At 61.7% G+C, this 10,248-nt stretch carries 7 protein-coding genes; 2 read left to right on the forward strand and 5 right to left on the reverse strand.

All coding sequences use genetic code 11. The annotated features are described in order from the left end of the window. Window positions 1-133 precede the first annotated feature (133 nt). Window positions 134-1,009 (forward strand): AraC family transcriptional regulator, encoded by an 876-nt coding sequence (locus IAE77_RS06065; protein ID WP_294223305.1) that lies wholly within the window; start codon window positions 134-136, stop codon window positions 1,007-1,009. Here IAE77_RS06065 and IAE77_RS06070 read toward each other — a convergent pair whose 3' ends face one another. From IAE77_RS06070 to IAE77_RS06080, 3 genes are all read right to left on the reverse strand, one after another. Further along, entirely contained in the window at window positions 1,010-1,336 is a 327-nt protein-coding gene (locus IAE77_RS06070; RefSeq protein WP_294223307.1) for a DUF1905 domain-containing protein, read from the reverse strand. Then, window positions 1,311-2,906, reverse strand: a complete 1,596-nt coding sequence (locus IAE77_RS06075; RefSeq protein WP_294223310.1) for a B12-binding domain-containing radical SAM protein — start codon at window positions 2,904-2,906, stop codon at window positions 1,311-1,313. Before IAE77_RS06075 ends, IAE77_RS06070 begins: the two co-directional genes overlap by 26 nt. Before the next feature lie 76 nt (window positions 2,907-2,982). Continuing rightward, on the reverse strand, window positions 2,983-3,945 hold the full coding sequence (locus tag IAE77_RS06080) for an endonuclease/exonuclease/phosphatase family protein (RefSeq protein WP_294223312.1): 963 nt from the start codon (window positions 3,943-3,945) through the stop codon (window positions 2,983-2,985). Between the two features lie 121 nt (window positions 3,946-4,066). On the opposite strand from IAE77_RS06080, the gene IAE77_RS06085 reads away from it, so the two are divergent. Then, window positions 4,067-7,774 (forward strand): S8 family serine peptidase, encoded by a 3,708-nt coding sequence (locus IAE77_RS06085; RefSeq protein ID WP_294223316.1) that lies wholly within the window; start codon window positions 4,067-4,069, stop codon window positions 7,772-7,774. Window positions 7,775-7,850: 76 nt separating this feature from the next. Here the strand turns inward: IAE77_RS06085 and IAE77_RS06090 are convergent, their stop codons facing one another. Both IAE77_RS06090 and IAE77_RS06095 read right to left on the reverse strand, forming a co-directional pair. Beyond that, window positions 7,851-8,573, reverse strand: a complete 723-nt coding sequence (locus IAE77_RS06090; RefSeq protein ID WP_294223319.1) for a phytanoyl-CoA dioxygenase family protein — start codon at window positions 8,571-8,573, stop codon at window positions 7,851-7,853. Beyond that, the gene (locus tag IAE77_RS06095; protein ID WP_294223322.1) at window positions 8,570-10,144 is read right to left on the reverse strand and encodes a hypothetical protein; all 1,575 of its coding nucleotides are present in this window, start codon (window positions 10,142-10,144) and stop codon (window positions 8,570-8,572) included. The genes IAE77_RS06090 and IAE77_RS06095 overlap by 4 nt, the downstream gene beginning before the upstream one ends. Window positions 10,145-10,248: the final 104 nt, after the last annotated feature.

Raw genomic sequence — 10,248 nt, forward strand, 5'->3', positions numbered from 1 at the left:
CGCGGGCCAGAACGATGCACTCATGAGGCATGCTTCTGGTTTTCTCAGCAGACCAGCATTCACGCTATTCCAATGCGAGACATTTCCGCACGATCCATCAAGACGGCATTTGATCCTGCGCTAGCATCGGCGCATGTCCGGCTACCTGCGGCAGCTCCAGCGCTCCCTTTCCTTCATCGAGGCACATCTCGGTGAAGAACTACGCATCCAGGCCATCGCACGGCACGCGGGCATGTCGATGTGGCATTTCCAGCGCATCTTCAGCGCGGCGCTCGGCCAGCCGGTGATGGACTATGTGCGAAGGCGGCGGCTTTCACGGTCACTGGAGGTGCTGACGGGCACGAACCAGCCTTTGATCGACATCGCGCTGGATCATGGCTTCGGTTCGCAGGAGGCCTTCACGCGCGCCTTCAAAGACATGTTCGGTGTCACGCCCGGTGCCTGCCGCAAACGCGGCGGCGCAGGACTGATGCCGCAACTCGTTCCCGAGCTCAGCACCGAGCATCTTGATCACCTCCACCACGGCATCACCATGGCACCCCGCATTGAAGACCTGCCTGCACGACTCGTCGTCGGCATCGAACGTCCGTTCATCTCCGCGTTATCGCCGAAGCGAAACAACCACCTCGTCATTCCACGGCTGTGGCAGGATTTCGGGCCGAGAATCGACTCCATCCCGCATCGCGTGGGCGATTTGGTCTTCGGCTGCATCTTCTGCGACGATGGAAACGAAGCCCAATGCCGCTACCTCGCATGTGTGGAGGTTTCTTCCGTTGCCGACGTGCCCAAAGGCATGGTGAGCCGCAAACTGTCGGCTGGAAGGCATGCCGTCTTCACGCATAAAGGCTCCATGAGCCGCATCGACCGCACGCTGGGCTATGTCTATGGCTCCTGGTTGCCACGTTCCGGCGAGCGACTCCGTTCCGCGCCCGAAGTTGAAATTTACGGCGACAAATTCGATCCCGAATCACCCGACTCCGAGATGGAGTTCTGCCTGCCGATCCAATGATCACTCCAGCGGATGAACGGGGCCCAGAATGCGCTCTCGATCCATGCGCAGCTCCACCTCCACTTTGTCGCCTGACGCCTTCGATCCTCGGACCTTCTTCGGCACGGGTAGAAACTGGCTGCCGGACTTCGTGTCGTTCCAAACCGTGGTCTTCCACGTTTTGCCGTCCACGCTCGCGATGACTGGCGTCATGCCCCAGGACCCCGTGACAGGCAGTTGAAGGCTCTTTGGCAGCGGCGCAAAGGTCCAGCCGCCTTTGCCGCCCGTGTGAAAGAGCGTCGCGGTGAAGCAGTGCGTTTGCTCAAAGGGATCGCGCTGTGGTTTCATGCGTGTGGCGTGCCTGCCGTTGATTACCGCGCTTTTCGACCGTTTTGGCCGCCATGTGATGGCCGCGAAGGTTCAGTGCCTCACGACTTGGCGTGCGGTGCCAGTCGGTTTCGAGGGTGGTGGCGACGAGATCGCGATCTAGGGCGGCTTCATTGACCAAAAAGTCGAACAAAGCCTGCGCCGTTACGTGGAGAGCGATTTGATGGGTGCGTCCGAGTTTGGCGTGCAGCCAGTCGCTGAAGCGAAGGAACTCGGCGAAGGGCGACTCTGCGTTTTGCCACATCAGCTTCAGCGTGCCGGTGAAATGGCCGCTGTTGGCGACGATGTCCCAATACCGCGCGAAGCGCCGCATGCGCTGCATTTGCTCAAACGGGATCTCGCGCGTGGAAAGGATCTCGTAGGGCGGATTCGGCGCGTAGATCATGCGATACTCGTCATCGTGCCGGACGATGGGCGTGCCGCGCAGTCGCTTCAGGATGCCGATTTGGATTTCCTGCGGCCCGAGACGCACGAGGCGATCAAAACCACGCCCAAAACTCTCGATGTCCTCGCCCGGCAGACCGACGATGAGATCCGCGTGGATGTGAACGCCGGTTTCCTCGCGCAGGAAGCGGAAGTTGTCCGCGAGGCGGTCGAGATTTTGCCTGCGGCTGATGTTTTTCGACGTGGCATCATCAAAGGTCTGGATACCGACCTCAAACTGCACCGCGCCCGCCGGAAACTGACGAATGAGCCCGCGGAGCTGCTCAGGCAGACGATCCGGCACCATCTCGAAGTGCAGAAAGAGCCCCTCGCGCCAGCGATCGAGGAAGAACTGCAAAATCGCAGTGCTCGTCGGCAGGTGCAGATTGAACGTGCGGTCCACAAACTTGAACTGCGTGGCCCCGCGATCCAACAAACGCTGCATCGAGGACAGAAACGCTTCCGTGGGAAAGGCGCGGACGGGAATGTCGAGCGATGACAGGCAGAACTCGCAGGTGAAGGGACATCCACGCGAGGCCTCGACGTAGATGACGCGATTTTTGAGGTCTTCGTCGGTGTAGAGCTCGTAGGGCGAGGCGAGTTGCGCGAGCGGTGGGAGTTCGGCGGTGATGACCTTCGGTAATGACGAATGAGGAATGGCGAATGACGAATCAATGTCCGAATTGGGGCTTGATTCGTCATTCGTCCTTCTGGTTTCGTCATTCAGCAGCCCACGGCATACTTCCGCGAACTTCACATCCGCTTCCCCTGTGATGACATGATCGGCGAGAGCGACAATGGGCTGGCCTTCCGTTTCATACGAGACCTCCGGGCCGCCAAGAATGACTCTGATATCTGGACGCAGCCTTTTCAGCAAGGCGACGACCTCGGTGGTTTGCTCGACATTCCAAATATAGACGCCAAAGCCAATGATGCGCGGCTGACGGGCCAGCAGGGCCTCGACAATCTCCAGCGGTTGCTGGTTGATGACAAATTCGAGCATGCAGGCGCGGGCACGCAGCTCCCCGAGGTTCGCCATGAGGTAGCGTAGCCCGAAGGAGGCGTGGATGTATTTCGCGTTGAGCGTGGCGAGGACGATGTCCGGCATGCGCGGGCATGCTGGCGCGTTTCCGCACGCGGAGCAAGGATGCGAGAGGACGGAGTCACCGCGTTTTCCGGCTTCCTCAGACCTTGAACTCCGCCCACAGCGGCCGGTGATCGCTCAAATAGTAGCGCACGAAGGACCGGAACTGCGCTTTCGTCTTTTCCTGCCACAGTTTGGCAAAAACGGCGCCGTCAAAGTCGAACACCCCCGCCTTGCCGGTGAAGCGGGTCCCTGCCCCCGCCGGAAAGAAGGCCACCTGGTCGTATTGCTTGTCACCTTCGAGATTGGAGCCGACCTGAGTGGAGTGCTCCGGCAGTGTCAGCCCGGTTTTGGTCAGTGCCTCGAAGATGGGGTCTCCCGGCTGCTTTTTCGGCAGATTGAAGTCGCCCATGGCGGCGATGAAGGGCGTCAGCGCATACTTGCTGGCGGCTTCGCGGGCGCACCAGCGGGCCACGGCGCAGGCCTCCAAGGCACGCCGGTCGAGCGCTGCCTTGGCTGTGTCATCGCCATAGTAGAGATGGGCGTTCACCAGGCAAAAGACCGTGTTCTTCACCTGGAAGGAGCAGATGAAGGGATTGCGATCAAAGCCTTCGAACTTTGCGAGCGTCGCCTCCGGGAGTTTCACGTTCTTCAAGTCGGCAGGCGAAATGGCGATCTCCCCCACCAGTTCACGCGGCCGCACTTTCTTCGAGTCATAGACGAAGGCCATGCGCTCATCATTGCCGGCGGCGTCGGAGTAAATGGCCCGCCAGCCAGCGGGCAGTGCCTCGAGCAGCGCATCAAGGCCGGAACGATCATTCTTCACCTCCTGGAGGGCAACCACATCAAACCACGAGACCACCTCCGCCAGGAGGGCATGATCTCGCGGATTGCGATCCTGGGTGCCGAGGTTGGCAATGTTCCAGGTGCCGATGAGCAGACGATTGGCCACCTTGGCCGGGATCGCACGTCTAGGCTCGGTGTCACGCCACTTGCGGAGAGCGGCGATCTCCGTGTTGACGTTGTAGCTGTAGGTGAAGGAAGGTTTCGGAAATGACGGCATGCGGCTAAAACGGCCGCCGGACGCACTTCACACAAGGCCTCCTGTGGTGGTGACGCCACTGCCTGGATCACTCAGTCATTGATGAAAACCGGTCGTGCCGCTAGGCTGCGGACCAGCCGTCATGCTCCACCGCCTTCTCTTGCTCCTGCTTTCGACCTGGGTGCTTCAAGCCGGAGGTGTCGGGTGGGCGCAGCAAGCACCTGCGGAGACACGCACGCGTTTTGAGATCCACGATGGCGGCCGGAAACGCGGGTTCGAGCTGGCCTTGGACGAAGTGGCGGAGAAGGCGGCTGCCCGGGGTCAGAAAGGGACGAAAACAGCACGCAAGGGAAAGAATCTCGGAGACATGCGCCAACTGGCCCGCGAGACGGAGGCGGCATCCGGCCAAAGAGCTGACATCGTGCTCTATGAGGAGGGAAAGCCGCGTGATGAGTCCTCGCGCCGCATTTTGACACGTCGCGTCTTGTTGAAAGTGGTGAAAGGTTTTGATGAGCAAGCGGCGGCTGCCGCCGTCGGTGCCGTGGCGGTCGAGAAACCCTCCTACGCCCCCGGTCATGTGTTGCTCACCCTGCGTGCTGCGGGCGATTCCCTGACGAAACTGGAGCAATTGAAGTCGCTGCCAGGTGTTTTGAGCGCTGAGCCGCAACTCGCGCGGATTCAAAAGCGGCGGCTCATCCCGAACGATACCTACTTCAGCTACGCCATCGGCAATCCGGGCTATCAGTGGCATCTGCGCAACACCGGCCAGAGTCCAGGTGTGGCGGGCGTGGATGTGAATGTGACCAGCGTGTGGGACAGCTACCTCGGCACGGGCATTCGCATGGGCATCGTGGATGACGGCCTGGAAGTGGCACATCCTGACCTGGCTCCGAATGCGGACACGGTGAATGACCACGATTGGAATGATGCCACACCGGATGATCCCACGGGCAATGCGAGCAGCGACACGCATGGCACCGCCTGCGCTGGCGTGGCCGGGGCGCGTGGAAACAACGGCTCCGGCGTGTCCGGCTCCGCACCGATGGCCACCTTGGTCGGGCTGCGCCTGATCGCCGCGAATGTGAGCGATGCGGACGAAGCGGAGGCACTGACCTGGAAGAACGACGTCATCCATCTCTACAGCAACTCCTGGGGCCCCGCCGATGATGGCGCGGACCTGCGTGATGCCGGCCCGCTGGTCAAAGCCGCGCTGCAGAATGGGGCGACCGTCGGCCGTGGCGGCCTGGGCAGCATCTGGCTGTGGGCGGCGGGCAATGGCGGCAGCGTCGGTGACAACTCGAACTACGACGGCTATGCCAACTCGATCTACACCTTTTCCATCGCCGCGCTGAACGACAGCGGCGCCCGCAGCGCCTACTCCGAGCCCGGTGCCAATGTGCTGGTGTGTTCACCTTCCAATGACACCGCATCCGGCCATCGTGGCATCAGCACCACGACGACGAACAGCGGCTACACCCACAGCTTTGGCGGCACCTCCTCGGCCACGCCCCTGGCTGCCGGAGTGGTGGCGCTGCTGCTGGAAAGCCGTCCGCAACTCGGCTGGCGGGATGTGAAGGAGATCCTCATCCGCAGCGCCCGGAAGATCAGCCCCGCGCACGCGGACTGGGTCACGAACGGCGCTGGTTTTTCCTTTAACCATGAATTCGGCGCCGGGCTGATCAACGCGCAGGCGGCGGTGAACCTGGCCAGCACCTGGACAAACCTCGGTCCGCAGGTGACCCAGCAGCAATCGCAGACCGGTCTCTCCACCGCCATCCCTGATGGCAGCAGTGGCGGCACAAACGTGACCTTCACCATTCCTGCCAGCGTGCTCATGCGAGTGGAGCACGCCACACTGCATGTGACGGCCACTCACGGCCGCCGCGGCGATCTCAACGTGAAGCTCACCTCCCCCGCCGGCACCGTGAGCAAGCTCTTCAACGCGCACTCCAACGACGGCAATCTCGATCTCGACTGGACCTTCTCCAGCGTGCGCCATTGGGGTGAGTCCGCAGCGGGCACCTGGACGGTGAATGTCAGTGACACCGTGGCCGGCTCCGCAGGGACGCTCACGGGCCTCACCTTGACGCTGCATGGCACAAACATCACGCCTCCGACCGCGCCTCCGGCGATCACGAGCGTGTTGACCGCTTCCGGCAATGTCGAATCCGCCTTCTCCTATCAAATCGCAGCCACGGAGAATCCGCAGTCGTTTTCCGCCACGGGACTGCCTCCGGGACTGAACCTCAGCGCCAGCGGCTTGATCAGCGGCACACCGATCCAGCAGGGCAGCTTCAATGTGACCCTCGGTGCCACGAACAGCCTCGGCACAGGCACCGCCACTCTCGCCTTGAACATCGGACCGCGCCTGCCCACGCCACCCGTCATCAACAGCCCGCTGGTCGCACAGGCGGTGCTGAACGTGGTCTTCAACTACCAGATCACCGCCACGAATGCCCCGGGCAGCTTTTCAGCGTCCAACCTGCCCCCAGGCCTCGCCATCAATCCGTCCACCGGAGGCATCAGCGGCACGCCGACCAGCGAAGGCAGCTACAATGCCACCATCTCCGCCACCAATGCCGACGGCAGCGACTCCAAGACGCTGGTGATCAACGTGAGCGAGGTCGCCTCCGGCCTGGCGCAGGCTCTGGATGCTCCGCAGCTCGTCTTCACCACCGGTGGTGATGCCGCGTGGACTTTTCCCGGTTCCTCAAATCATGACGGTGTGGATGCAGCCCAAAGCGGCACCATCACCCACGATCAGCAAAGCTGGCTGGAGACGACGGTGCAGGGACCGGCATTCCTTTCGTTCTGGTTCCAGGTGGACACCGAAGGCGGCTACGACTGGTTCCGCTTCTCCATCGATGGGGAGGAGCTCTGGCAGAGCAGCGGCTACCAGCCGTGGTATGACCGCCATCTGGGCTTTTTTGTGCCCGCCGGCATCCACACCGCACGATGGACCTACACCAAGGACGACAGCTACACGGATGGTGAGGACCGCGTGTGGGTCGATCAGGTCGAGGTGTCTGAAGCGCCCGTCTTTCTCGGCAGTGTGCTGAACAACCCCGACCTCCAGTGGGAAATGCCCGGCCCTGGCAACTGGATCATGCAGAACCGCCGAACCTCCGACGGCGTGAGCGCCCTCATCTCCCCCTTCTTCATCGCCGACAGCCGCAGCAGCAGCATCGAAACCCAGGTGATGGGCCCCGGGACCGTCAGCTTTGCCTGGACAGTGTCGTCCGAAACAAACGCCGACTACTTCCGCTTCGAGATCGACGGCACCGTTATCGACCAGATCAGCGGCAACAGCAGTGGAAACAACATCCCCTGGGCCACGCTCAGTCGCAATGTCCCCGCAGGCCAGCACACGCTGCGGTGGCGCTACATCAAAAACGCCAGCGGAGAGGCCGGCCTCGATGCCTGCTGGCTCGACAACATCCAATACACGCCCACCTTCGCCAGCGGGCCGCCCTACGCGCAGTGGCTGGACAGCCTTTTCCCCGCCAACCAGCTCGGCAACGCCCACCTCACCGGCCCCGATGCCGACGACGACGGTGACGGCCGCAGCAACCTCCACGAATACGTCTTTGGCGGATCCCCCTTGGTCGCTGACTTTGCCAATCCACTGACCAATGAGCCACAAAGCACCGAGATGTGGTTCAACTACTCCATCGAGACCACCAAGACCGATGTGATCCTCACCCCTTCCCTGTCCAACGACCTCGGCGAGTGGACCGACGGCACCGGCGAGTTCGTAGCCCAGTCCGGCGGGCTCAATCACTACCGCGTCCGCGTCCCCTGGACCGAAGGCCGGAAATTCTTCCGTCTCAAAGCGAGCCTCATTCCGTGACATCTCAGCAACCCGTCCGGGCCACTCAGCCCACGCAGCGAAACCACCCGGAACTTGGAATTTGACGCGTCTTTCCTCACGCCGGTGGCGTGGCGGTCGCGGCGGCGGTGTAGGCTTCCTTGAGCTTGGGATCGGTTTTCGTGTGGGAGCCGCGATAAACGAGCAGCAGGCCAAGTCGCGAGTGCTCGGTGGTATTCGGCGCGGAGTGATGGATGGTCTCGCACTGGTGGATGGTGGCATCACCGGGCTCCAACAGTCCGCAAAACTGATCGTTGAGCGGCACGGCGGGTGTTTCGGCGAGGCCGATGCTGTTGCCGCGAACGCCGCTGGGCTTGGTGGGCAGCATGCCGGCCTTGTGGGAGCCTTTGACGAAGAACACGGGGCCGTTCGCCTGGGTGACGGCGTCGATGGCGATCCAGACGGTGAGCATGTCGGGCGGTGTCTGGCAGAAGTAGGCGTTGTCTTGATGATACGGCACGCCGGAGCCGATGCGGGCGGGTTTGTTGAAGGTTTCGACGGCGCACAAAACGGGTTCGCCATGCACCAGCGGTGCGATGAGGGCCTTGATGTCCGCCCGCTCGCCGAGAGCGCGGAAGAAGTCGTTGTGCTCTTCGAGCCGCCAGAGATTGCGGACGGTCTTTTCGTCCTTTTCGAGCGTGCGGGCATTCAGCGGCTTGCTGGCGAGGTCGTCACGGATGTAGCGATCCAGCTCGGCACGCACGGCGGCGACTTCATCGGCGCTGAGGAAGCTGCGATGCAGAATGACGCCATCGCGTTCGTAGTCGGTGAGGTGGTTCATGGTTGGAGGGTGATTTCGGTTTCGACGAGCTTCAAAGGCTTCGCGGCATGCTGGAGCATGATTTGGAGATCGTTCCAGCCGTGCTGGAGATACGTCACAGGCACGGGCCATTGCGCATAGGCTTCGGTGGGAGGACATGAGGCGATGCCGTGACGCTTGCCGGTGGTGACGACGATGTTTTTCGATGCGGAGCCCGCGTGGAGGCTGTGGCCGTTGATTTGGATGGAGAGGGAAACATCGTCGTAGGCTTGATTGGCACCGTGAAGGCCGAGTCGGAGCCACGCGGTGCTTTTCGAGGCGTCTTCGCCGATGAGGAGACGCAGCGAGGAGGGCTCGCCCGTTTTCAGCGAAACGGGGAGCTGTTTGCGATATTCATAAGTGTCGCTGTGATCGTGAAAGTAGGGCTGGGTGACGAGGAAACGCCGCGTGCCCTGCTGCGTGGTGAGTGACTGCACGATCTGTGGCTGCGCGTGGAGGATCAGATTGTAGATCTGGAGGCCGGAGGCGCCGAGATGGCGTTGATTGAGCGCCGCGCCGAGAAATTGCGGCCCGGTGGGCGTGCGGGAAACTTCAGCGGCATACGCGGCGCTGTCGTGTTTGTCGGAAAAGGGCCAGATGTAGCCGGAGCGGCCGTAAAGCGAGCCGATGACCTCGCAGCCCGCCGGTTTGGCGAGGCGCACAAACTCATCGATGGGCATGTCGTGGGCCAAAGTCATGACCTGTGCGGGAATGAGCGCGTCGATGAGGCGCTGCGAGGTCCACGCCTCGATGTCGAGACCGGCCCAGGCGCAGTTCTTCAGCGCGGGAGGCACGCGGACGATGAGTTTGAGATGCTGCTTCCGCTTTTCACCGAGGAGATCGAGATGCTCGCGGATGCGCACGAGTATCGCGGTGATGAGGTGCGCATGTTTGGATGCCTCGCCGGGAGGGAAGAAGATTTGGAAGCGATTGAAGTCGAGTTCGAAGCCATCCATCACATCGGCGTAGCGATCCATGGCCTCGAAAATGATCGCGAGACGGTAAGCGCGGACTTCGTCGCGGGCGTAATTGAGCAGGTGCTTGTAGCCTTCGTATTCCGGCACGGGCGAGGCACCGAGACTGGCGTCTTGATGCTCCATCCAGAAGCGACCGGTGAGCGGGTAATGAAGCGGATCGCTGCAGTAGTGCGCGTCATTCATCCGGTAGGAGGGATAAAAAGCCATGCCGCGCTGCTTGGCGCGATCACCCACGATGCGTGGCGCGTCGAGTCCGGCCTCGGTGGCGATGCGGCAGCGCTCGATGCGCGTTTTCCACTTGGGATCGTCGTTGTATTTCGTCACGCGCCAGCCCCAGGTGCTGGCGACCTTCGTCGGATAATACAGAATGTCTGAACCCGCTCCGATGGACCACATGAGCGACTTTGCGGGGCCGTTCGCGATGTCATCGACGAGCTTTTCGAGCTTCGCTTTCGATTCAGCCGGAGTGTCGCCGGTGAAGGAAAGATCGCCATCGAGGTTCTGCATGAGCCGCAGCGGCTCTGCCGCGTGGAGCAAAGGGAGGAGGACAAAAAGGATGAGCGCTGCCGTTTTCATGCGGTGAGTTCAGTAAAGAGTGCCGCATCATCAAATGCTAGGCAGTGTTTTAAAACCTCTTGAGCGGCTGCATCCAATCGATGACAGCGGCGAAAGCGAGCAGT

The organism is Prosthecobacter sp. (assembly GCF_014879935.1).
Classification (GTDB): Bacteria; Verrucomicrobiota; Verrucomicrobiia; order Verrucomicrobiales; family Verrucomicrobiaceae; genus Prosthecobacter.